This window comes from Pseudomonas sp. S3_C06 (assembly GCF_054667675.1).
In genome coordinates this window covers 2,891,325-2,913,310 of record NZ_CP162747.1, presented here as the reverse complement: position 1 = coordinate 2,913,310, position 21,986 = coordinate 2,891,325, and the positions used below count along the sequence as shown (strand labels likewise).

Annotated in this window: 19 protein-coding genes; 6 read left to right on the top strand and 13 right to left on the bottom strand. The window is 59.9% G+C overall.

What is annotated here, in order from left to right; genetic code table 11:
- Positions 1-50: 50 nt before the first annotated feature.
- From acs to dksA, 12 genes are all read right to left on the bottom strand, one after another.
- Positions 51-1,988: an acetate--CoA ligase gene (gene acs / locus AB4N44_RS12790; RefSeq protein ID WP_160041860.1), complete on the bottom strand. Its 1,938-nt coding sequence runs from the start codon at positions 1,986-1,988 to the stop codon at positions 51-53.
- Positions 1,989-2,202: 214 nt separating this feature from the next.
- Positions 2,203-3,867: a glucose-6-phosphate isomerase gene (pgi, locus tag AB4N44_RS12785; RefSeq protein WP_150751688.1), complete on the bottom strand. Its 1,665-nt coding sequence runs from the start codon at positions 3,865-3,867 to the stop codon at positions 2,203-2,205.
- A 228-nt stretch (positions 3,868-4,095) separates the two neighbouring features.
- Positions 4,096-4,476 carry an aspartate 1-decarboxylase gene (gene panD / locus AB4N44_RS12780; RefSeq protein WP_003205654.1) on the bottom strand — a complete coding sequence of 127 codons (381 nt, stop codon included), beginning with the start codon at positions 4,474-4,476 and terminating at the stop codon, positions 4,096-4,098.
- Positions 4,477-4,687: 211 nt separating this feature from the next.
- Positions 4,688-5,548 (bottom strand): pantoate--beta-alanine ligase, encoded by an 861-nt coding sequence (panC, locus tag AB4N44_RS12775; RefSeq protein WP_460108763.1) that lies wholly within the window; start codon positions 5,546-5,548, stop codon positions 4,688-4,690.
- On the bottom strand, positions 5,545-6,345 hold the full coding sequence (panB, locus tag AB4N44_RS12770) for a 3-methyl-2-oxobutanoate hydroxymethyltransferase (RefSeq protein ID WP_122599704.1): 801 nt from the start codon (positions 6,343-6,345) through the stop codon (positions 5,545-5,547). The genes panC and panB overlap by 4 nt, the downstream gene beginning before the upstream one ends.
- 398 nt (positions 6,346-6,743) lie before the next feature.
- Positions 6,744-7,229 carry a 2-amino-4-hydroxy-6-hydroxymethyldihydropteridine diphosphokinase gene (folK, locus tag AB4N44_RS12765; RefSeq protein ID WP_150774954.1) on the bottom strand — a complete coding sequence of 162 codons (486 nt, stop codon included), beginning with the start codon at positions 7,227-7,229 and terminating at the stop codon, positions 6,744-6,746.
- Between the two features lie 4 nt (positions 7,230-7,233).
- Entirely contained in the window at positions 7,234-8,637 is a 1,404-nt protein-coding gene (locus AB4N44_RS12760) for a polynucleotide adenylyltransferase PcnB (protein ID WP_038369032.1), read from the bottom strand.
- Positions 8,638-9,371: 734 nt separating this feature from the next.
- Positions 9,372-10,808 carry a sigma-54-dependent transcriptional regulator gene (locus AB4N44_RS12755; protein ID WP_127929802.1) on the bottom strand — a complete coding sequence of 479 codons (1,437 nt, stop codon included), beginning with the start codon at positions 10,806-10,808 and terminating at the stop codon, positions 9,372-9,374.
- A gap of 22 nt (positions 10,809-10,830) precedes the next feature.
- Entirely contained in the window at positions 10,831-13,785 is a 2,955-nt protein-coding gene (locus AB4N44_RS12750; RefSeq protein WP_162483053.1) for a sensor histidine kinase, read from the bottom strand.
- Entirely contained in the window at positions 13,769-13,945 is a 177-nt protein-coding gene (locus AB4N44_RS12745) for a hypothetical protein (RefSeq protein WP_003176118.1), read from the bottom strand. The genes AB4N44_RS12750 and AB4N44_RS12745 overlap by 17 nt, the downstream gene beginning before the upstream one ends.
- A 77-nt stretch (positions 13,946-14,022) precedes the next feature.
- Complete coding sequence (gene gluQRS, locus AB4N44_RS12740) at positions 14,023-14,919, bottom strand: tRNA glutamyl-Q(34) synthetase GluQRS (RefSeq protein WP_150751684.1); 897 nt, start codon at positions 14,917-14,919, stop codon at positions 14,023-14,025.
- 199 nt (positions 14,920-15,118) lie between these two features.
- Positions 15,119-15,562 carry an RNA polymerase-binding protein DksA gene (gene dksA / locus AB4N44_RS12735; protein WP_064118688.1) on the bottom strand — a complete coding sequence of 148 codons (444 nt, stop codon included), beginning with the start codon at positions 15,560-15,562 and terminating at the stop codon, positions 15,119-15,121.
- A 334-nt stretch (positions 15,563-15,896) separates the two neighbouring features.
- Here dksA and AB4N44_RS12730 point away from each other — a divergent pair, with 334 nt between their 5' ends.
- Together AB4N44_RS12730 and sfsA are read left to right on the top strand one after the other, a co-directional pair.
- On the top strand, positions 15,897-17,069 hold the full coding sequence (locus AB4N44_RS12730; RefSeq protein WP_150751683.1) for a pyridoxal phosphate-dependent aminotransferase: 1,173 nt from the start codon (positions 15,897-15,899) through the stop codon (positions 17,067-17,069).
- Positions 17,069-17,782 carry a DNA/RNA nuclease SfsA gene (gene sfsA / locus AB4N44_RS12725; protein WP_150751682.1) on the top strand — a complete coding sequence of 238 codons (714 nt, stop codon included), beginning with the start codon at positions 17,069-17,071 and terminating at the stop codon, positions 17,780-17,782. The genes AB4N44_RS12730 and sfsA overlap by 1 nt, the downstream gene beginning before the upstream one ends.
- Here the strand turns inward: sfsA and AB4N44_RS12720 are convergent.
- Positions 17,779-18,096 (bottom strand): Rieske (2Fe-2S) protein, encoded by a 318-nt coding sequence (locus tag AB4N44_RS12720; protein ID WP_127929798.1) that lies wholly within the window; start codon positions 18,094-18,096, stop codon positions 17,779-17,781. The two genes, sfsA and AB4N44_RS12720, sit on opposite strands and share 4 nt — an antisense overlap.
- A gap of 165 nt (positions 18,097-18,261) precedes the next feature.
- On the opposite strand from AB4N44_RS12720, the gene AB4N44_RS12715 reads away from it, so the two are divergent.
- Genes AB4N44_RS12715 through AB4N44_RS12700 form a run of 4 tightly spaced genes read left to right on the top strand, consistent with a single transcriptional unit; the run spans position 18,262 to position 21,807 of the window.
- Positions 18,262-19,134, top strand: coding sequence for a heme/hemin ABC transporter substrate-binding protein (locus tag AB4N44_RS12715; protein WP_460108767.1), 873 nt, complete (start codon positions 18,262-18,264; stop codon positions 19,132-19,134).
- A gap of 50 nt (positions 19,135-19,184) precedes the next feature.
- A complete protein-coding gene (locus AB4N44_RS12710) occupies positions 19,185-20,168 on the top strand; it encodes a FecCD family ABC transporter permease (RefSeq protein ID WP_177413920.1) in 984 nt (327 codons plus the stop codon).
- Complete coding sequence (locus AB4N44_RS12705) at positions 20,168-20,935, top strand: heme ABC transporter ATP-binding protein (protein WP_460108769.1); 768 nt, start codon at positions 20,168-20,170, stop codon at positions 20,933-20,935. The genes AB4N44_RS12710 and AB4N44_RS12705 overlap by 1 nt, the downstream gene beginning before the upstream one ends.
- A gap of 20 nt (positions 20,936-20,955) precedes the next feature.
- A complete protein-coding gene (locus tag AB4N44_RS12700; RefSeq protein WP_150751679.1) occupies positions 20,956-21,807 on the top strand; it encodes a ChaN family lipoprotein in 852 nt (283 codons plus the stop codon).
- Positions 21,808-21,986: the final 179 nt, after the last annotated feature.

Genomic DNA, 21,986 nt, shown 5'->3' with positions numbered 1-21,986 from the left:
ACTACTCAGTGAAGAAGAGCGGGCGCGACCGGTTGACCGCGCCCGTAGTGTTACTGATTGAGGCGCTTGTCGATCAGGCCTTGCACCACGCTCGGGTCGGCCAGGGTAGAGGTGTCGCCGAGGCTGTCGAGTTCGTTGCAGGCGATCTTGCGCAGGATGCGCCGCATGATCTTGCCTGAACGGGTTTTCGGCAAGGCCGGCGCCCACTGGATCAGGTCCGGTTTGGCGAAGCTGCCGATTTCCTTGCTGACGTGGGCGAGCAGTTCTTTCTTCAATTCATCATTCGGCTCGGTGCCGTTCATCGGGGTGACGAAGGCGTAGATGCCCTGACCTTTGACGTCGTGCGGGTAACCGACCACGGCAGCCTCGGCGATGCTGTCGTGCAACACCAGTGCGCTTTCCACTTCAGCCGTACCGATACGGTGGCCGGAAACGTTGATCACGTCGTCGATGCGCCCGGTGATCCAGTAATCGCCGTCCTCGTCGCGGCGTGCGCCGTCGCCAGTGAAATAGTAGCCGGGGTAGGGTTTGAAATAGGTGTCGACCATGCGTTGCGGGTCGCCATAGACGCTGCGGATCTGCGCCGGCCAACTCGATTTGATCGCCAGCACGCCGCTGCCGGCGCCTTTGATTTCCTTGCCGTGCTCATCGAGCAACACCGGTTGCACGCCGAACATCGGCTGCGTGGCGCAGCCCGGTTTGATCCGTTGTGCGCTGACCAGCGGGCTGAGCATGATGCCGCCGGTTTCGGTCTGCCACCAGGTGTCGACGATGGGGCAGCGCTGTTCTCCTACGACATTGAAATACCATTCCCACGCCTCCGGGTTGATCGGCTCACCGACGCTGCCGAGCAATCTGAGGCTGGCGCGCGACGTTTCCTGCAACGGTTCGGCACCTTCGCGCATCAACGCGCGCAGAGCTGTGGGAGCAGTGTAGAAAATGTTGACCTTGTGTTTATCGATGACCTGCCAGAATCGTGAGCTGCTCGGGTAGCTCGGCACGCCTTCGAACATCAGCGTGGTTGCGCCATTGGCCAATGGGCCGTAGACGATGTAACTGTGGCCGGTGACCCAGCCGACATCGGCGGTGCACCAGAACACTTCGCCGTCGCGGTAATCGAGCACGTATTTGAAGGTCATCGCCGCTTGCAGCAGGTAACCGCCGGTGGTGTGCAACACGCCTTTGGGTTTGCCGGTGCTGCCGGAGGTGTAGAGGATGAACAGCGGATCTTCGGCGTCCATTGGTTCCGGCGGGCAATCGTCGCTGACGTCGCGCACAGCCTGGTGATACCAGAGGTCACGGCCCTCAACCCAATCGACTTTGCCTTGGGTGCGCTCGACCACCACGACGGTGCTGACGTCCGGGCAACTCTGCAGGGCTTTGTCGACGTTCTGTTTCAGTGGCACGAACTTGCCGCCGCGCACGCCTTCATCCGCCGTGATCACCGTGCGGCAATCGGCATCGAGAATGCGGTCACGCAGGGAATCGGGGGAGAAACCGCCGAACACCACCGAATGGATAGCGCCGATCCGCGAACACGCGAGCATGGCGTAAGCGGCTTCGGGGATCATCGGCATGTAGATGCACACCCGGTCGCCTTTCTTCACGCCACGGCTTTTCAGCACGTTGGCCAGGCGGCAGACATGGTGATGGAGTTTTTTGTAAGTGATTTGTGCCGATTCCGCCGGGTCGTCGCCTTCCCAGAGCAGGGCGGTCTGCTCGCCGCGCTTTTCCAGGTGGCGGTCAATGCAGTTGTAACTGACATTCAGTTTGGCCCCGGAAAACCAGGCGGCTTCACCGGTTTTCAGGTCATAGCGCTGGACGGTCTGCCACGGCGTGCTCCAGTCGAGGAACTGCGTGGCCTGCTCGGCCCAGAAGGTATTGGGGTGTTCAATGGATTCGCGGTACAGGCGCCGATAGTCTTCCTGACTCAACTGCGCAGCCCGGCGGACGGCATCGGCTTTGGGGAACGTGCTGATATCGAACATGACGGTTCCTTATTCTTGTGGTGCGACAGGAATAAAGATGCGCCGAGCGATGCAGAGGTTCAAGTCATGTGTAAAACAACTGTGGGAGCGAGCTTGCTCGCGAATGCGGTGAGTCAGTCAACAAAGAGGCTGAATGACACACCGCATTCGCGAGCAGGCTCGCTCCCACATTGGAAATAGGTTGCCCACTGGAATTGTGGGCAACCCATTCACATCAACCGCGGTGACGACCGCGGAAGTAGTTGATCAGGCCTTGGGTAGACGGATCATCAGCAGTGGTTTCATCGCTGCCGACCAGACGGTTGTAAACGCCTTTACCCAATTCCTTGCCCAACTCAACGCCCCACTGGTCAAAGGCGTTGATGCCCCAGACCACGCTTTGCACGAACACTTTGTGTTCATACATCGCCACCAGTGCGCCGAGACGGCGCGGGCTGATGCGTTCAACCACAATGGTGTTGCTCGGACGGTTGCCCGGGATCACCTTGTGCGGTGCGAGTTTGTGCACTTCTTCTTCGCTCATGCCCTTGTCGCGCAGTTCTTGCTCGGCTTCCGCCAGGGTTTTGCCGAGCATCAGCGCCTGGCTCTGCGACAGGCAGTTGGCGTACAGCCACTGATGGTGGTCGGAAACCGGGTTGAAGCTGACGATCGGCACGATGAAATCGGCCGGGATCAACTGCGAACCTTGATGCAGCAACTGGTGGTAAGCGTGCTGACCGTTGCAGCCGACGCCGCCCCAGATCACCGGACCGGTATCGGTCGACACCGGCGTGCCATCCTGACGCACGCTCTTGCCGTTGGATTCCATGTCCAGTTGTTGCAAGTGCTTGGTGATGTTGCGCAGGTAATGGTCGTACGGCAGGATCGCGTGGCTTTGCGCGCCCCAGAAGTTGCCGTACCACACACCGAGCAGGGCCAGCAGCACCGGCATGTTCTGTTCGAACGGCGCGGTCTGGAAATGCTGGTCCATGGTGTAGGCACCGGACAGCAGTTCCTTGAAGTTGGACATGCCGATGGCCAGGGCAATCGGCAAACCGATGGCCGACCACAGCGAATAACGACCGCCGACCCAATCCCACATCGGGAAGATGTTTTCTTCGCGGATACCGAACGCAACGGCCGCTGCGTTGTTGCTCGATACGGCGATGAAGTGGCGATACAGCTCGGCTTCCGAACCGCCCTGCGCCAGGTACCAGGCACGTGCGGCCTGAGCGTTCTTCAGGGTTTCGAGGGTGTTGAACGACTTCGACGAAACAATGAACAGTGTGGTCTCGGCGCGCAGTTTCTGCGTCAGCTCGTGGAATTCGCTGCCATCGATGTTCGCCAGATAATGGCAACGCACGCCTTTCTGCGCGTAGGACAGCAGCGCTTCGGACACCAGCTCAGGGCCGAGGAACGAGCCACCGATACCAATGTTGACCACGTCGGTGATCGGCTTCTCGGTATAACCACGCCACAGACCGTCGTGAATGCGGCCGACCAGATCGGTGATCTGGTTCAAAACCTTGTGGACTTCCGGCATCACGTTGACGCCATTGACCGACAGCTTGTCGCCCACCGGGCGACGCAGGGCGGTGTGCAGCGCCGGGCGGCCTTCGGAAGTGTTGACGATTTCGCCTTCAAACAGCGCTTTGATGGCGCCTTTGAGATCGACTTCATTGGCCAGACCGACCAGCAGGTTGCGGGTCTGGGCGTTGATCAAATTCTTCGAATAATCGAGAAACAGTCCACAGCTGCTGAGGGTGAACTGATTGAAGCGCTGCGGATCGGCGTTGAAGGCTTCGCGCATGCTGAAATCCTGCATGGCTTGGCGGTGGTCTTTCAACGCTTGCCAGGCGGGCAGAGCGGTAACGTCTTGAGGAGTGAGGTAATACGCCATCGCTGCGGTTTTCCTTTTTACTTGAACGGCCTTTGAACACTGAACAGACCCGGCACGCCATGTTTGGGCATGGGATCAACTGCGTCGACACGATTTCCGGACACAGGGCGAATACAGTAAACCTCGCGCTGCGTTCTGTCTTGACTTTGTCTGACCAGATCCCTGTACTTTTTTAACATCGAGACCGGGAACTGGCCGACAAACGGAGGGGGCGGGGCGAAATCGGGATCAGGCGAGCTGAACCGGGATGGCGTTGCTGGTGTGGCTCAGTTCATTGCCCGGCGCCATGTAGAGCATGCGCGGCTTGAAATTGACCAGCTCCGCTTCGCTGTAATGGGCGTAGGCACAAATGATTACGCGGTCGCCGACCTTGGCCTTGTGCGCAGCGGCGCCATTGACCGAGATCATCCGCGAGCCTTCTTCGCCACGAATCGCATAGGTGGTGAAACGCTCGCCGTTGTCGACGTTATAAATCTGGATCTGCTCGTATTCACGAATGCCGGACAAGTCCAGCCACTCGCCATCGATGGCGCACGAACCTTCGTAATCGAGCACCGCATGAGTGACTTCGGCGCGGTGCAGTTTGGCCTTGAGCATGATCGCGTGCATGAGGGTTTTTCCCGGGTTGGAATCGAACGGCGGGCAGTGTGCCCGAAGGCTTTGAGGGCGGCAATAAGGCTTGAAATGCAAATTTCAGAACACTGAAAACCCCTGTAGGAGTGAGCCTGCTCGCGATAGCGGTGTGTCATTCAACACTAATGCTGACTGACACACCGCTATCGCGAGCAGGCTCACTCCTACAGGGGGTATTGCGGTGTCTTTAAACCGGGGTATCGAGATTCAGGTGCAGGTTATCGATCAACCGCGTGGTGCCGAGGAACGCGGCCACCAGAATCACCAGGTCACGGTCTTCTGCCGTTGCCTGGCGCAAGGTCAAGGCGTGGCGGATTTCCAGGTAGTCCGGGCGCAGACCTGCGGCTTCAAGCTGCTGCAACTGGGCAGCGATCAGCGCCGGGAAGTCGCGTTCACCTTGCTTGATCGACTCGGCAATGTTGCTGAGGCTGCGATAAACCACCGGCGCCACCGCGCGTTGTTCTTCGCTGAGGAAACCGTTGCGCGACGATAACGCCAAGCCATCGGCGGCGCGCACGGTCGGCTCGCCAATGATCTGGATCGGCATGTTCAGGTCATGCACCAGCGCACGGATCACCGCCAGTTGCTGGTAGTCCTTTTGACCGAAAATCGCCAGATCCGGCTGGACCATGTTGAACAGCTTGCTGACCACGGTCGCCACGCCTTCAAAGTGCCCCGGACGGCTGGCGCCGCACAGGCCTTCGGACAATTGCGGCACGCTGACCCGAGTCTGTCCGGCCATGCCGTCGGGGTACATTTCCTCGACAGTCGGAGCGAAGAGCAGGGAACAACCGGCTTCGAGCAGTTTTTCCTGGTCCGCTGCCAACGTGCGCGGGTACTTATCGAGGTCTTCGCCGGCGCCGAACTGCAGCGGGTTGACGAAAATGCTCGCGACCACGAAGTCCACACGTTGGGTGGCTTTGGTGATCAGTGCAACGTGACCGCTGTGCAGGTTGCCCATGGTCGGCACGAAGCCGATGCGCTTGCCTTCGCTGCGGGCGCGGGCTACGGCGGCGCGCAGTTCGCGTACGGTTTTAACGGTGTTCATGCAGAGAATCCGTGTTCGATGCCAGGGAACGTGGTGGCTTTGACTTCACTGACGTAAGCCTTCAGCGCGGACTGAATGCTGTCCTGACCGTGCATGAAGTTCTTGACGAATTTTGGCACACGGCCAGTGATCGACAGGCCGAGCATGTCGTGCAGTACCAGAACCTGGCCGTCGGTGGCGTTACCGGCGCCGATGCCGATCACCGGAATCTTCACGGCCTGGCTGATTTCAGCGGCCAGTTCGCTCGGTACGCATTCGAGCAGCAGCATCGCCGCGCCGGCCTGTTCCAGCGAAATCGCATCAGCACGCATCTGCCGCGCCTGGTTTTCGTTGCGACCCTGCACTTTATAGCCGCCGAGAATGTTCACCGCTTGTGGGGTCAGCCCCATGTGCGCGCAAACCGGTACACCGCGCTCGGCAAGCAGACGGATCGACTCGGCCAGCCACAACTGACCTTCCACCTTGATCATGTGCGCACCAGCCTGCATCAGCATGGCGCTGTTAGTCATGGTTTGTTCAAGGGTGGCGTTGGCCATGAACGGCAGGTCGGCGAGGATCAGGGCATCAGTGTTGCCGCGTTTGACGCACGCGGTGTGGTAGGCCATTTCTGCGGTGGTCACCGGCAGGGTGCTGTCGTGACCTTGCAGGACCATGCCGAGGGAGTCGCCCACCAGCAGCACTTCGACACCGGCCTCGTTGCAGGCGTGGGCGAAGGTCGCGTCATAGCAGGTCAGCATGGTGATCTTTTCACCTTTCTGCTTGAGGCTCTGGAGCGTGGTCAGGGTGATGGCTGGCATGTAAAAAATCCTCGTTCAGGCGCTCTGGAAACTACTGCGAGTAACGCGCGTGATTCGTCATCTACTCAGGCGCACGCTCTTTTGTCGTGCTTATAAGGCCTGGATTGCGCCCGTATGTGCCGGGTTGGCGGCAGCGGGACGCCTATAGTCGTGATGAGCCAACAGGAAGTCAATTGCGTGTGTTACCGCGTTGTTACGAGGGGAGTGTTACCGGCGTTACTGATGCGATTCAGCGGCGCGGCAGGGCTGATTCGGCGATTTTTTGTCCGACAAAAATCCTGGGTGTGGAATAAACCAATGTGGGAGCGAGCCTGCTCGCGAAGGCGGCGAATCAGTCAACACAGTGTTGAATGACACACCGCTTTCGCGAGCAGGCTCGCTCCCACAGGGGATTGCAATCAATCTGTCGAGAGGCGTTCCAGGCCGACGAACGGGCAGGCGGTGAGCAGATCGGACAGGCTGCGGCCATCGGCAAGACGCAAATCTTGTGGGGCCAGTTCAGCGAGGGGATAGAGCACGAACGCGCGTTCCTGAATCTGGTAATGCGGGATTTTCAGGCGCGGTTCGTCGATCAGTCGATCACCGAACAGCAGAATGTCCAGATCCAGTGTGCGTGGGCCCCAACGTTCCAGACGTTCACGGCCCTGATCGTTCTCGATAGCTTGCAAGGCGTCGAGCAGTTCCAGTGGTGCAAGTGAGCTGTCGAGCGCTGCTACCGCGTTGGTATATCGCGGTTGGCCCGGCAGCAATGAATCGCTTTGATAAAAGGCAGAAACGCCAGCGAGCAGGGTCTGCGGCAATTGCCCCAGCGCCTCAACGGCGCTGCGCAACTGTTCGGCCGGGTCAGCGAGGTTGCTGCCCATGCCGACGTAGATGCGTTCCATGCCTTTACTCGCCGGTCGAGGCGCTCGGTGCGCCGGCGCGTTTGCGTTTGGAACCGCTGCTGCGGCGACGTTTGCGCGGAGCACCGCTGGCGTCATCACCTTTACCGCTGAGGTCGCGAATCATGTCGCGGCGCTCGCTGTCGTTGGCGTCCTGATAGTCGGTCCACCACTCGCCCAGGCCATCGGTCTCCTCGCCCGCGCTTTCACGCAGCAGCAGGAAGTCGTAGCCAGCGCGGAAGCGCGGGTTGTCCAGCAACAGATCGGCACGTTTGCCGCTGCGACGTGGCAGGCGTTCCTGCATGTCCCAGATCTCGCGGATCGGCATGGTGAAACGTTTCGGAATCGCGATGCGCTGGCACTGTTCGGCGATCAACTCGTGGGCGCCTTCCTGCATCGCCGGAATCGGCGGCATGCCACGTTCTTGCAGGCGCAGCACGCGGGCCGGCAGGGCAGGCCACAGCAGCGCGGCAAACAGGAACGCCGGGGTTACCGGTTTGTTCTGCTTGATGCGCAGGTCGGTGTTGGTCAGCGCTTCGCTGATCAGCGTGTGAGTGTATTCCGGGTTGTGTTCCAGCGCATCGGCACTGGCCGGGAACAGCGGGGCGAACAGTTGCAGATCGACCAGCATTTCGAAGGTGATCGCGCCGTGGCCCGAGAGGAATAGCTTGAGCACTTCTTCGAACAGGCGTGCCGAGGGGATCTCGCGCAGCATCGGTGCCAGTTCACGGATCGGCTGCACGGTGTGCTTCTCGATGCCGAAGTTGAGCTTGGCGGCAAAACGCACGGCACGCAGCATACGCACCGGGTCTTCCTGGTAGCGCTGCTTCGGATCGCCGATCAGACGGATCAGGTGATTGCGGATGTCGTGTACGCCGTTGGCGTAGTCGAGAATGCGCTCGCTGACCGGATCGTAATACAGGGCATTGATGGTGAAGTCGCGGCGTTGCGCGTCTTCTTCCAGGGTGCCGTAAACGTTGTCGCGCAGAATCCGCCCGCTCTCATTACGCGAAGACTGGTTGCTGTCTTCGTCGTCTTCGTTGACCGGGTGATTGGCGCGGAAAGTCGCGACTTCAATGATTTCGCGACCGAAATGGATATGCACCAGTTTGAAGCGGCGACCGATGATCCGCGCATTGCGGAATTCGGCACGGACTTGCTCGGGGGTGGCGCTGGTGGCGACGTCGAAATCCTTGGGCGTGATGCCCAGCAGCATGTCACGCACGCAACCGCCGACCAGATAAGCCTGGTAACCGGCACCTTGCAGGCGTTCGACGATATTCACCGCATAGCGGCTGAACTGCGTTTTCTGCAGCGAATGTTGACCGCTGTTGAGCACTTCAGGGGTGCTGCGGATGTGTTGCGTACGACGCACGGGAGTTCGGAATGACTGGAACAACTTCTTCAGCATGGGATGCACTGTTTGAAGGAATGTTCGGCCATACCAAAGAATGACCGCATGATGGGCGCAGATTCTAGCATTTAGTCGGGGGATGGTGTAGGACACGGCCGATTTGAGCTGCAAGCCGCAGGCTACAGGCATCGCGGGCGATAAAAATGGAGGATTTTGCCGGGGGGGAGAAACTACAAGGGGAGCCGAAGCTCCCCAAGAAGTAGTTGCGTGCTCTTTTTATTATTGATTCGGGCTTCTTGTTTTTGTTGAGTGCCCTCGCCACGAAGTGTTTCCTTCGTGACCCTCCCAATCGGGAGCCAAGAGCAAACGGATTGCTTTGGTCGCTGAATTGCAGTGATCTCTCGATCCAACCAGTACAGGCTCTGTCTTAGGACAGTTTTTATTGTTCTCGGCCTGGTCGTGGGGCAAGCCCCAAATACAACGCCTCTCCAAAAGAATCAGTTAGCTGCGCCTCTCGCCGTCTTGTTTTTATTGTGCGTGAGTCGATTCGTCTTATTTTTATTGTCTTGTGCATTGCTTGTTATTGTTCTTGTACTAAACATATAGCAGGGGGCGTGCCAACTTTTGCGAAACCCAATAAAACAAGGGGTTAGGTCGATATAACCGTTTTGTCGGGGCGAAAAAAAGCCGGGGTTTCGTTACCGATAACCCCGGCTTCTGTTACGTGAAAGGACTGAGGTAACAGTTTTTTCACATCCTCAAGCGTTACCCGCACACTCGACAGGTAACGTTCAGCTCTCGCTGGCGACCCCGGTCTTGCGCCGTGGAATGCCCAGACGCTGACGGCGTTCCCACAGGCATTTACGGCTGACGCCCAGTTTGCGCGCCAGTTCGGTCTCGGTCATATGGTCCTGATGCTCGAGGACGAAGTGCTGGAAGTAGTCTTCCAGCGACAGGTCTTCGGTCGGCTCATGGCTGCTGTTGCTGGCGTTACCCGCCGTTTGTGGCGGCAGGCCGATGAACTCGTCGTCTTCCAGATCGCTCAGCTCGATGTCGATGCCCAGCAGGTCGGCCGAGATTTCCGGGCTTTCGCTCAGAATCACTGCGCGCTCGACTGCGTTCTCCAGCTCTCGCACGTTACCCGGCCAGGAGTAGTGACGAATGGCCTGTTCGGCATCCGCGGCAAACTTCAGGTCGGTACGGTTGATGCGCGCACTCTGGCGAGCAAGGAAGGCGTTGGCGATTTCGTTGACGTCGGCGCCGCGCTCACGCAGGGCCGGCAATTTCAGGGCGATCACGTGCAGGCGGTAATAAAGGTCTTCGCGGAACTGGCCGATTTTCGCCAGACTCTTGAGATCCCGGTGAGTGGCCGCGATCAGGCGTACATCGACCTTCTGCGACTGCACCGAGCCAACACGGCGAATTTCACCTTCCTGCAACACACGCAGCAGGCGAGCCTGAGCTTCCAGCGGCAGTTCGCCGATTTCGTCGAGGAACAACGTGCCGCCGTCCGCCGCTTCGACCAGACCGGCACGCCCGGCGCTGGCGCCAGTGAACGCGCCTTTTTCGTGGCCGAACAATTCGGACTCGATCAGGCTTTCCGGAATGGCCGCGCAGTTCACCGAAATCATCGGTGCCTTGGCACGTTTCGACAGGTTGTGCAGGGCGCGGGCCACCAGTTCTTTACCGGTGCCGGATTCGCCCTGGATCAACACATTGGAATCGGTCGGCGCGACCTTGCGGATCTTGCTGTACAGATCCTGCATCGGCGGGCAGGAGCCGATGATGCCGATCTCGCCGTTGCTGTTGTCGACCGCGGATTTGCCGCTGCCGTTGGTCGTTTTCACGGCAACGGGCTCGCCGGCAGCAGGGGCCGATTGGCGATCACGCAGGATCCGCGCGACAGCCTGGAGCATTTCGTCGTGGTCGAAAGGCTTGGCGATGTAGTCCACCGCGCCCATCTTCATCGAGTCAACCGCCGAGCGCAGGCTGGCGTAACTGGTCATGATCAGCACCGGTGTGCCCTGGCCGAGCTTGATCAGCTCGGTGCCCGGCGCGCCCGGCAGACGCAGATCGCTGACGATCAGATCGAACGTAGGAATGGTGAAGCGTTCTTGTGCTTCCTGCACTGAACCGGCTTCGCTGACCTGATACTGGTTGCGTTCCAGCAGGCGGCGCAAGGCGGAGCGGATAATTGTTTCGTCTTCGACGATCAAAATGTGCGGCATTGATTCGATACTCTCGACGGTCTCAGTTCACAGCGGACGTCGCTTCGACATGACGCGGTAAGGTCACCCGGATACGGGTGCCGCGTTGGCTTTGTACATCAGCCGGGCTGTCGATGGTGATTTGTCCATAATGCTCTTCAACGATGGAATAGACCAGTGCAAGGCCCAGACCGGTGCCTTCGCCAGGATCCTTGGTGGTGAAGAAGGGTTCGAACAATCTATCCATGATGTTCTTCGGAATACCGCTGCCTTCGTCTTCGACGATCAGATCGACCGTGTGTTCGCCGGCTTCGCTCTTGACCCGTACCGCGCTGTGCGGCGGCGAGGCGTCGCGGGCGTTGGAGAGCAGATTGATCAAGACCTGGGCGAGTCGCTGCGGATCGCCTTCGACCCAGTGATCGGGATCGCACAGGTTGTAGAACTGCACTTCGAAATTGCGTCGGTTCAGCGCCAGCAGGCCAATTGCATCCTGGGCGACTTCGGCCAGACAAACGGGCTCGTCGCTGTGCTGATGGCTGCCGGCGTGGGCGAAGCTCATCAGCGACTGCACGATGCGCGAGACGCGTTTGGTCTGTTCGAGAATCTGCCCGCTGATTTCCGTCAGTTCGCCGTCGTCTTCGCGTTCTTCGCGCAGGTTTTGCGCCAGACAAGCGATGCCGGTGATCGGGTTGCCGATTTCGTGGGCCACACCGGCCGCCAGGCGACCAATGCTGGCCAGGCGCTCGGAGTGCACCAGTTTGTCTTCGAGCATCTGCGTTTCGGTCAAATCTTCGACCAGTAACACCAGTCCGCTGTTACCCGGTGCCAACGGCTCATCGATCGCCGCTTTGTGCAGGTTCAGCCAGCGAGTCTGACCGTCGAGGGCCAGATGCTGTTTGTGCAAATGCTCGTCGGGCAGGTTGATGAAACCCTGCAGCAATTCTTTCCACGGCTCACCAATGGTGCTCAGACGTGAACCGACCACGCGTTGTGCGGCGATCCCGGTGAGTTCTTCCATGGCCTTGTTCCACATCAGGATCTCTTGATCCTTGGCCAGCGAGCAGACGCCCATCGGCAGTTCCTGCAAGGTCTGGCGGTGGTATCGGCGCAGCGCATCGAGCTCGGCAGCCAAACCGGTGAGGCGCGAGTGGTAATCCTCGAGGCGGCTTTCGATGAAGTGGATGTCTTCGGTCACATAGTTTTCGCCGCCGGCCTTATAAGGCAGGAAGGTTTCCACCATGTCCTGCGCCACGCTCGGGCCCATCAGGCCGGAGAGGTTGGCTTCGATGCGATCGCGCAAACGGCGCAAGGCGTACGGGCGGCGTTCGTCGAATGGCAAATAAAGATCGCGCAGGGCCTGCTCGACTTCTTTCTGCGCAGCCTTGGCGCCTAACGGTTTCGCCAGTTGTGTGGCGAATTCCTGTGGCGAGGCCGCGTGCAGCTCACGCCGTTGCGGGCGACGGACGTTATCCACAGCGCAGGCTTCGGCGGCGCTGGCTTCTTCGGGGCTGGCGTTGGTGAACAGCGAGATCAGGGTGAACATTAATACGTTGGCGGCGAGCGAGGCGATGGCTGCCATGTGCCAACTGGTGTCGTCGAGCACGTAAATCATGTTCAGCAGCGGGATGTAGAAGCCCTGCAGATTGCCGACCAGCGGCAACAACATCGTCACCACCCAAACCAGAATCCCTGCCAGCAGACCGGCGATAAAACCCCGACGGTTGGCGGTCGGCCAGTACAGCACCGACAACACGCCGGGCAGGAATTGCAGGGTCGCGACAAACGCGACGATACCGAGGTTGGCCAGATCCTGCTCGGCGCCGAGCATCAGGTAGAAACCGAAACCGGCCATGATGATCGCGACGATCAGCGCCCGGCGAGTCCACTTCAACCAGCGGTAGATATTGCCTTCGGCCGGCGGCTGATAGAGCGGTAACACCAAGTGGTTCAGTGCCATGCCCGACAGCGCGAGCGTGGTCACAATGATCAATCCGCTGGCCGCCGACAGACCGCCGACATAGGCGAGCAATGCCAGCGGTTTGCTGTTGGCGGCTATGCCGATGCCGAGAGTGAAGTATTCCGGATTGGTCGTGGCGCCGAGTTTCAGGCCGGCCCAAAGGATCAGCGGCACCGCCAGGCTCATCAGCAGCAGGAACAGCGGTAAACCCCAGCTCGCACTGACCAGTGAGCGCGGATTGAGGTTCTCGGTAAAAGTCATGTGATACATGTGCGGCATCACGATTGCCGAGGCGAAAAACACCAGCAACAACGTACGCCACGGGCCTTCCTGCAATGGCGTGTGCAGCGCGGCGAGGGCGGTCTGGTTTTGCAGCAGCCACAGTTCCAGTTGTTGCGGGCCGTCGAACACACCGTACAGCGCATACAGACCGACGCCGCCGAGGGCGATCAGTTTGATCACCGACTCAAAGGCTATCGCGAACACCAAACCTTCGTGCTTCTCGCGCGTAGCGATATGCCGGGAGCCGAAGAAAATCGTGAACAGAATGATCAGCGCACAAAACGCCAGCGCGACGCGGCTCTGGATCGGTTCGCCGGTGAGGATGCCAATGGAGTCGGCCACGGCCTGAATCTGCAGCGCCAGCAAGGGCAGCACGCCGATCAACATAAAGATCGTGGTCAGCGCGCCGGCCCAGGTGCTGCGAAAGCGAAACGCGAACAGATCGGCCAGCGACGATAATTGATAAGTGCGGGTGATCTTCAGAATCGGATAGAGCAGCACTGGCGCCAGCAGAAATGCGCCGGATACCCCGAGGTAACTGGACAGAAAGCCGTAGCCATACTGATAAGCCAGGCCGACCGTGCCGTAGAACGCCCACGCACTGGCGTAAACCCCCAGCGACAAGGTGTAGGTCAACGGGTGGCGAATGATCGCGCGCGGGATCATGCCCCGTTCGCTGATCCAGGCAACGCCGAACAGCACCGCCAGGTACGCGGCGCTGATCAGGATCATCTGGGTCAGGCTAAAGCTCATCGGCATCTTTTTGGCTCTGCAGGATGAAGGTCACGACAATCAGGATCAGCCAAAGCAGATAGGGGCGATACCAGGCGCCCGTAGCGTCGATCCACCAATCCATGATGGCGGGGGAAAACAGATAGATCCCCACGACTAAAAGCAGGACCAAGCGATAGATGTACATCCCGGCCTCTCTTTTTTATGCGCGTGCCCGAAAACGTGCGGCGATGGTAACGGATGGGCGCACGACTGCAAGTGTCGTCATAGCAGTTGCGCCTCGGGCAGGGTCAGTGTGCGCGGGATCTTGCTGGCATCCCAGTGTGCGCTGCCCCACTTGAGTAACTCTTGCGGCGAAGCGTGGGCCAGTTCGGCGCCGGGGTTTTGCCCCAAGGCGCGCAGGGCTCGCAGTAACAATGGCGTGGCTTGATCCGCTTCAAGCGGCGGCGAGCGGTAGGACTTGCCGAGCTTGTTGCCGTCCGGTTGGGTAATCAGCGGCAGGTGCAAGTAACGCGGCTGGCGCATTCCCAGCAATTCCTGCAGATAGAGCTGGCGCGGTGTCGAGTCGAGCAGGTCGGCACCGCGGACGATGTCGGTGATACCTTGCCAGGCATCGTCGAGCACCACGGCCAATTGGTAGGCGTAGAGGCCGTCGCGGCGACGGATCACGAAATCGCCGACGTCGCGCCCCAGATGCTGGCGGTACTCGCCCTGGACGCGGTCGATGAAGTGATATTCCAGTTCAGGCACACGCAGGCGGATGGCCGCATTCTGCTGGTCGTGGCCGGCATTGCGGCACAGGCCCGGATAGATGCCGTTGTAAGGTTCGAGCTGTTTACGCGAACAGGTGCAGGCGTACGCCAGACCGTGATTGAACAGGCTATTGAGCACTTCGGCGTAGGCATCGTGCCGATCGCTCTGGCGCACCATCTCGCCGTCCCATTCAAAGCCGTAGCTTTCCAGCGCCTTGAGGATCGCCGTCTGCGCACCGGGTTCTTCGCGGGGCGGATCGAGATCTTCCATGCGCACCAGCCAGCGACCGCCGACCGAACGGGCGTCGAGATACGAGGCGAGGGCGGCAACCAGCGAACCGAAGTGCAAGTGGCCACTGGGGGTTGGGGCGAAGCGGCCGATGTAGGCGGGGGGTGTCTTGGCAGTCATGGAAACGAAACTACTTTTCAGGCTATATGCAGGTCAACCTGTAGGAGTGAGCCTGCTCGCGATAGCGGTGTGACATTCAACACCGATATTGACCGACCCACCGCTATCGCGAGCAGGCTCACTCCTACAAAAGGCAAAAGGCAAAAGGCAGAAACAAAAACGGAGCGTTCGCACGCTCCGTTTTTCGTTCAGGTCGAGATTACTTGCCGACCTGCTTTTCCTTGATTTCCGCCAGGGTCTTGCAGTCGATGCACAGATCCGCAGTAGGACGGGCTTCGAGGCGCTTGACGCCGATCTCGATGCCGCAGGATTCGCACCAGCCGTATTCTTCGTCCTGGATCAGTTCAAGCGTCTTGTCGATCTTCTTGATCAACTTGCGCTCGCGGTCGCGGGCGCGCAGCTCGAGGGCGAATTCTTCTTCCTGACTGGCACGGTCGGCCGGGTCAGGGAAGTTGGCCGCTTCATCCTTCATGTGATCAACAGTACGGTCGACTTCCTGCATCAAGTCCTGTTTCCACTTGTTCAGGATCTTGGTGAAGTGCGCACGCATCGGGGCGCCCATGTACTCTTCACCGGCTTTCGGAACGTAAGGTTCGAAACCGCTGATCGTCGTTTGCTGCTGTTGCTTTGCTTGGGTGGGCATGAAATGGACCGCCTCTACTCTTGTAATCCATTGCGCAGGATTGCTCCATCACCGACACCTGCCGGCCCTGCGGCTGCAAGCGGGCGAACTTACCAGATCAAATCGGCCTGCGCTACTCCCGGATGTCGAGGCCCCGGCGGGTGGCGCTTGCAAATGTTTGGCAAGCCGTGTCTGGTGGTGTTGAAGACCTGTTCAATCACTGATTTTAGTCAATCCTGGAGCGTACGCTCATATCGTTACAGTCCAGCGTTCTTGAGGCTGTGACCGCTGCGGGTTCTCGCTCGTTCCGGCAGATGGGTAGAATCGTCTCTTTTTCCCTGCCGAAGGAAAACCAATGGCTCAGCCCTACAGTGCGCGCAGTCGTGCGATCGAACCGTTTCATGTGATGGCGCTGCTGGCGCGGGCCAATGAATTGCAGGCTGAAGGCCACGATGTGATCCATCTGGAGATCGGCGAGCCGGACTTCACCACCGCCGAGCCGATCATCCGTGCCGGGCAAGCGGCACTGACGGCAGGCAAGACGCGCTACACCGCCGCGCGCGGCATTCCGGAGCTGCGCGAGGCGATTGCCGGGTTTTATCAATCGCGTTATGGCTTGAACATCGATCCACGACGGATTCTGATCACGCCGGGTGGCTCCGGTGCATTGCTGTTGGCTAGCGCGCTGCTGGTCGATCCCGGCAAACACTGGCTGCTGGCGGATCCGGGCTACCCGTGCAACCGGCACTTCCTGCGTTTGGTCGAAGGCGCGGCGCAGCTCGTTCCTGTAGGTCCGGACGTGCGCTATCAGCTGACCCCGGATCTGGTCGAGCGCCATTGGGATCACGACAGCGTCGGCGCACTGGTCGCCTCGCCAGCCAACCCGACTGGCACGATTCTGACTCGCGATGAACTGGCCGGGTTATCCACAGCCATCAAGGCTAAGCATGGACATCTGGTGGTGGACGAGATCTATCACGGCCTGACGTACGGCACCGATGCCGCCAGCGTGCTGGAAGTCGATGACAACGCTTTTGTGTTGAACAGTTTCTCCAAGTATTTCGGCATGACCGGGTGGCGCCTGGGCTGGCTGGTAGCACCGGATGCGGCGGTCAGCGAGTTGGAAAAACTGGCGCAGAACCTCTACATCAGCGCGCCGAGCATGGCGCAGTACGCGGCGTTGGCCTGTTTCGAGCCGGACACCCTCTTGATTCTGGAAGAGCGCCGCGCGGAATTCGGCCGTCGTCGGGATTTCCTCCTGCCGGCCCTGCGCGAGTTGGGTTTCAACATCGCCGTGGAGCCTGAGGGCGCGTTCTATTTGTACGCCGATATCAGCCAGTTCGGCGGCGATGCCTTCGCGTTCTGCCGACATTTCCTCGAAACCGAACATGTCGCGTTCACGCCGGGGCTGGATTTCGGTCGCTATCAGGCCGGTCACCATGTGCGTTTTGCCTACACGCAAAACCTCCCTCGCCTACAGGAGGCGGTGGAGCGCATCGCACGTGGCTTGAAGAGCTGGCAAGGCTGATGCGCTTTTATCCCCCTCTGGAAGAGGCGCGATTGATCCGTCGTTACAAGCGTTTTCTCGCCGATATCGAAACCGTTGGCGGCGAGTTGCTGACCATTCACTGCCCGAACACCGGTTCGATGCTCAATTGTCAGGTCGAGGGCGGACAGGTCTGGTTCAGCCGCTCCAATGACCCGAAACGCAAATTACCGGGCACTTGGGAAATTGGTGAAACCCCGCAGGGCCGCTTGTTTTGCGTGAATACCGCCCGGGCCAACGGTTTGGTTGAGGAGGCGTTGCAGGCTGGCGTTATCACTGAGTTGAACGGCTTTACCGCGTTGAAGCGCGAAGTGGCCTACGGGCAGGAAAAAAGCCGCATCGATTTTCGCCTCGAATACCCAAGCGGCCCGGCGTATGTGGAAGTGAAAAGCGTCACCCTGGGCTTCGACGGAACGGCAGTAGCGGCGTTTCCCGATGCCGTGACCCAGCGTGGTGCCAAGCATCTGCGGGAGTTGGCACATCTGGCTCGGGACGGGATCCGGGCGGTGCAGTTGTATTGCGTCAATCTGAGCGCAATTGAAGCGGTGCGACCGGCCGAGGAGATCGACTCGGCCTACGCCGAGGCGCTGCGTGAAGCGGTGGCGTGTGGTGTTGAAGTGCTGGCTTACGGCGTTCGCTTGAACCATGAAGAGATGGTCATCGACCGGCGTCTCGACGTGCTGCTCAACGGTTAAACATCGATCCACAAGCCTTGCGCGTCTTCCCGGCACGCAATGGCGGTGAGTGATTGCCCGGCGCAAGGCCCGGCGACGCATTCACCGTCCTCGATCAGAAACAGTGCGCCGTGGGTGGCGCACTGGATCAGGCTGTTGCTTGGGTCGAGAAATTGGTCGGGATGCCATTCAAGACCAACGCCCCGGTGCGGGCAGCGATTGAGATAAACGTACGCTTGCCCATTGCGGCGCACGGCGAACAGCTTGTTCCCGTCGACTTCAAAGCCACGGCTGGCCGCTTCGGCGAGTTCAGTGCCCGTGCAGAGAAACTTCATGGCTATCCTCTAATGTCCGCTCGTGTCTGGATATGTCCGAGCTTGACGTTTAAATGCAAACAATTATCAAATGGCGGCCTTCGTCCGCAGGGCGGCTGGCAGGGGCGAGGATACTTGGCCTGCCATCCGGATGCCCGGGAAAAACGTCTTTCAAGGAAGCTGTGTATGCGCCTGAGTACTCGCGTTGTTGTGCTGTGTGCCGGACTGTTCGTCAGCCATCAGGCTGCCGCGGCCGATTTGCCGCAACGTTGGGTCAGCGCCGGCGGTGCGCTGTCGGAATGGGTCAGTGCGTTGGGCGGCGAGTCGAAGCTGGTCGGCGTTGATACCACCAGCCAGCATCCGGAGTCGTTGAAGGCGCTGCCGAGCATTGGTTATCAGCGCAGCCTTTCCGCTGAGGGCATTCTCAGTCTGCGCCCGGACATTCTTATCGGTACCGAAGAAATGGGCCCGCCGCCGGTGCTGTCACAGGTCAAGGCCGCCAAGGTTCAGGTGGAGTTGTTCTCGGCTCAGCCGGATCTGCCGACACTGGAGAAAAACGTCACCCATCTGGGCCAGTTGCTCGGCACAGAAGCCCAGGCAAAGCAGCTACTGCAAAGTTATCAACAGCAACTCGATGCGCAGAAGGCACGGGTGGTTCAGGTGCAAACCAAACAAAAAACGCCGGGTGTGCTGTTGTTGCTCGGGCATGCCGGTGGCAAGCCATTGATCGCCGGCAAGAACACCGCTGCCGACTGGCTGCTGCAGCAGGCGGGCGGGCATAACCTGGCGACGCATACCGGTTACAAACCGTTTTCCGTGGAATCCCTCGCCAGTCTCGATCCTGAAGTGTTGGTATTCGCCGACCGTGCATTGACCGGAGACGCGGCGAAAGCGGCGCTGTTCAAGGAAAACCCGATTCTCAATTCAAGTCGCGCGGCCAAAGCCGGCCGAGTGCTGGAACTGGACCCGACCCTGTTGGTTGGTGGTCTTGGACCACGCTTGCCGGCAGCGCTGAAAACCCTGTCTGACGGTTTCTACCCGACCAAGAGCGGCCAATGACCACATTGGTCAAACCCCGTGGCTTGTTCATTGGCCTGACGCTTCTCTGTCTGCTGGCGATCTGGCTGTCATTGGCGCTGGGGCCGGTGAGCCTGCCGCTGTTCGATACGTTGCGCGCAGCGTTGCGCATGCTCGGCGTGCCGCTGGCGCCGGACGGTCTGGAGCAGGCTGAGCTGATCCTCGGGCAGATTCGTCTGCCGCGAACCTTGCTCGGGTTGGCGGTTGGCGGTGTGCTGGCGCTGTCCGGTGTGGCGATGCAGGGTTTGTTCCGTAATCCACTGGCGGATCCAGGGCTGGTGGGGGTTTCCAGCGGCGCAGCGCTGGGTGCGGCGATTGCGATTGTCGGTGGTTCGTTTTTTGGTGGCTTGCCGGAGTGGTTCGGGCCGTATCTGCTGTCGGCCTGCGCGTTCCTCGGCGGCCTCGGGGTGACGGCGCTGGTTTATCGCCTCGGTCGCCGTAACGGTCAGACCAATGTGGCGACCATGTTGCTTGCGGGTATTGCCCTGACCGCGCTGGCCGGTTCGGCGGTCGGCCTGTTCACTTATCTGGCGGATGACGCGACCCTGCGCACGCTGACGTTCTGGAACCTCGGCAGTCTCAACGGCGCCAGTTACGCGCGGCTGTGGCCCTTGCTGATCATCAGCGCCGGCGTGGCGTTGTGGTTGCCACGTCGCGCCAAAGCGCTGAATGCCTTGCTGCTCGGGGAGTCCGAGGCTGGGCATTTGGGCATTGATGTCGAGCGGCTCAAGCGTGAACTGGTGTTCTGCACGGCGCTGGGTGTTGGCGCAGCGGTGGCAGCAGCGGGCATGATCGGTTTTGTCGGGCTGGTGGTGCCGCACCTGGTGCGGTTGCTGGCGGGGCCGGATCACAAAGTGCTGCTGCCGGCTTCGGTGCTGGCGGGTGCAAGCCTGTTGCTGTTGGCTGATCTGGTCGCGCGTTTGGCGCTGGCGCCGGCGGAGTTGCCGATCGGTATTGTCACCGCGTTTATCGGTGCGCCGTTCTTCCTTTATCTGCTGCTGCGAGGACGCGCCTGATGTTGCGTGCGCAAAATTTGCACATCCAGCGTGGGCGCAAGGCAGTGCTCAGCGATGTAACGCTGCAACTTGAACCGGGCGAAGTGCTCGGTGTGCTTGGGCCGAACGGCGCTGGCAAAAGTACCTTGCTGGGCGCCTTGTGCGGTGAGTTGGCGGCGAGTGCGGGCGAGGTTTCGCTCGACGGGCAGGCATTGAGTCAATGGTCTGGCCCGCAGCGTGCGCAACGATTGGCGGTGTTGCCACAAGTGTCGACCCTGGATTTCGCCTTTCGCGTTGAAGAAGTGGTCGGCATGGGCCGCTTGCCTTATCAAAGCGGTCGGGTGCGTGACGACGAAATCATCGCGGCGGCTTTGGCCGCGGCGGATGCCGGACACTTGAGCGGGCGCAGTTATCTGGCGCTGTCCGGTGGCGAACGGCAGCGTGTGCATCTGGCGCGGGTGCTGGCGCAATTGTGGCCGGGTCAGGCCGGGCAGACGTTGCTGTTGGATGAGCCGACGTCAATGCTTGATCCGCTGCATCAGCACACTACGCTGCAGGCTGTGCGCGAGTTTGCCGATCGTGGCGCGGCGGTGTTGGTGATCCTGCATGATCTGAATCTGGCGGCGCGTTATTGTGATCGCATTCTGCTGCTCGAAGGCGGTCGCCCGGTGGCGTTGGATACACCGCAGCAGGTTTTGCGACCGGACACGCTCCAGGCCGTATTTGGTCTCGAAGTGTTGGTGCAGCCGCACCCGGAGCGTGGGCATCCGCTGATTATCGCCCGCTGACTGAACATCGAGGTGATGGCATGCGTGTGTTGTGGCTGTTGGCGGTGGTGTTGCTTGCGGGGTGTCAGCATGCTGTGCCGCCACCGCCGGTCAGTGGCGAGATTCGCGATCTGCACAGCGGTGAGGTGCTGACGGCGCAGCAGTTGTTGAAGCGCTTGGCTGCGCCTGAGCGGTTGATCATCGGCGAGCAGCATGACAATGCCGACCATCACGCCGCGCAATTGTGGTTGTTGCGCTCACTCGGTGAGCAGCGGCCGCAGGGCAGTCTGCTACTGGAAATGCTCACGCCGGATCAGCAGCCTCGCGTTGATCTAGTGCGCCAGGCGACAACGCCACCCGCTGACCTCCCTGGCGCATTGGCTTGGCAGGATGGCTGGGACTGGAACCTTTATGGCCCGATCATTCGTTTCGCCCTTACGCAAACTTATCCGCTGCTGGCGGCCAATCTTGAAAGCAGCGAAATCCGCGCCTTTTACCGCAATCCACCCGTTCTGAACGGTGCGTACAGTAACGTGCCGTCGGTGAAAGAAACGCTGCTGGAACAGATCGCAGAATCTCACTGCGGTTTACTGCCTGAATCACAGATGCCGGCGATGCTCGCCGTTCAGCAACAGCGTGATCGGCGGATGGCCGAACGCATGTTGGCTGCACCGAAACCTGCTCTGTTGCTGGCCGGTGCGTGGCATGCGCGCAAGGATGTTGGCGTGCCGCTGCACGTTGTGGATTTGGGCGCCACTGAGTCACCGACAGTGCTGATGCTGGCAGAGCAGGGCGGCGAAGTGACCGCGGTGATGGCTGATTACGTTTGGTATACGCCTGCTACACCAAAGCAGGATTACTGCGAGCAGATGCGCAAACAGTTCGGCAAATGACTTTTCTACAGGCAAAAAAAAGACCCGGTAAAAACCGGGTCAAATAACCGTGATTAGCCTGATGAGGAGATAATCTGAGAGTCCGAACCAAGGGCTTTTCAGAATATCGACTGATCTCGCGACCAGTTGTGATAATCATAGCGATTCTCATTACCGCGTCAACAACTGTTTTCTCATTT

Bases quoted from the DNA above. Each gene is read 5' to 3' on its own strand.
- acs (WP_160041860.1), bottom strand. From the start codon at position 1,988: ATGTTCGATATCAGCACGTTCCCCAAAGCCGATGCCGTCCGCCGGGCT.
- pgi (WP_150751688.1), bottom strand. From the start codon at position 3,867: ATGGCGTATTACCTCACTCCTCAAGACGTTACCGCTCTGCCCGCCTGG.
- panD (WP_003205654.1), bottom strand. From the start codon at position 4,476: ATGCACGCGATCATGCTCAAGGCCAAACTGCACCGCGCCGAAGTCACT.
- panC (WP_460108763.1), bottom strand. From the start codon at position 5,548: ATGAACACCGTTAAAACCGTACGCGAACTGCGCGCCGCCGTAGCCCGC.
- panB (WP_122599704.1), bottom strand. From the start codon at position 6,345: ATGCCAGCCATCACCCTGACCACGCTCCAGAGCCTCAAGCAGAAAGGT.
- folK (WP_150774954.1), bottom strand. From the start codon at position 7,229: ATGGAACGCATCTACGTCGGCATGGGCAGCAACCTCGCTGACCCGGCC.
- AB4N44_RS12760 (WP_038369032.1), bottom strand. From the start codon at position 8,637: ATGCTGAAGAAGTTGTTCCAGTCATTCCGAACTCCCGTGCGTCGTACG.
- AB4N44_RS12755 (WP_127929802.1), bottom strand. From the start codon at position 10,808: ATGCCGCACATTTTGATCGTCGAAGACGAAACAATTATCCGCTCCGCC.
- AB4N44_RS12750 (WP_162483053.1), bottom strand. From the start codon at position 13,785: ATGCCGATGAGCTTTAGCCTGACCCAGATGATCCTGATCAGCGCCGCG.
- AB4N44_RS12745 (WP_003176118.1), bottom strand. From the start codon at position 13,945: ATGTACATCTATCGCTTGGTCCTGCTTTTAGTCGTGGGGATCTATCTG.
- gluQRS (WP_150751684.1), bottom strand. From the start codon at position 14,919: ATGACTGCCAAGACACCCCCCGCCTACATCGGCCGCTTCGCCCCAACC.
- dksA (WP_064118688.1), bottom strand. From the start codon at position 15,562: ATGCCCACCCAAGCAAAGCAACAGCAGCAAACGACGATCAGCGGTTTC.
- AB4N44_RS12730 (WP_150751683.1), top strand. From the start codon at position 15,897: ATGGCTCAGCCCTACAGTGCGCGCAGTCGTGCGATCGAACCGTTTCAT.
- sfsA (WP_150751682.1), top strand. From the start codon at position 17,069: ATGCGCTTTTATCCCCCTCTGGAAGAGGCGCGATTGATCCGTCGTTAC.
- AB4N44_RS12720 (WP_127929798.1), bottom strand. From the start codon at position 18,096: ATGAAGTTTCTCTGCACGGGCACTGAACTCGCCGAAGCGGCCAGCCGT.
- AB4N44_RS12715 (WP_460108767.1), top strand. From the start codon at position 18,262: ATGCGCCTGAGTACTCGCGTTGTTGTGCTGTGTGCCGGACTGTTCGTC.
- AB4N44_RS12705 (WP_460108769.1), top strand. From the start codon at position 20,168: ATGTTGCGTGCGCAAAATTTGCACATCCAGCGTGGGCGCAAGGCAGTG.
- AB4N44_RS12700 (WP_150751679.1), top strand. From the start codon at position 20,956: ATGCGTGTGTTGTGGCTGTTGGCGGTGGTGTTGCTTGCGGGGTGTCAG.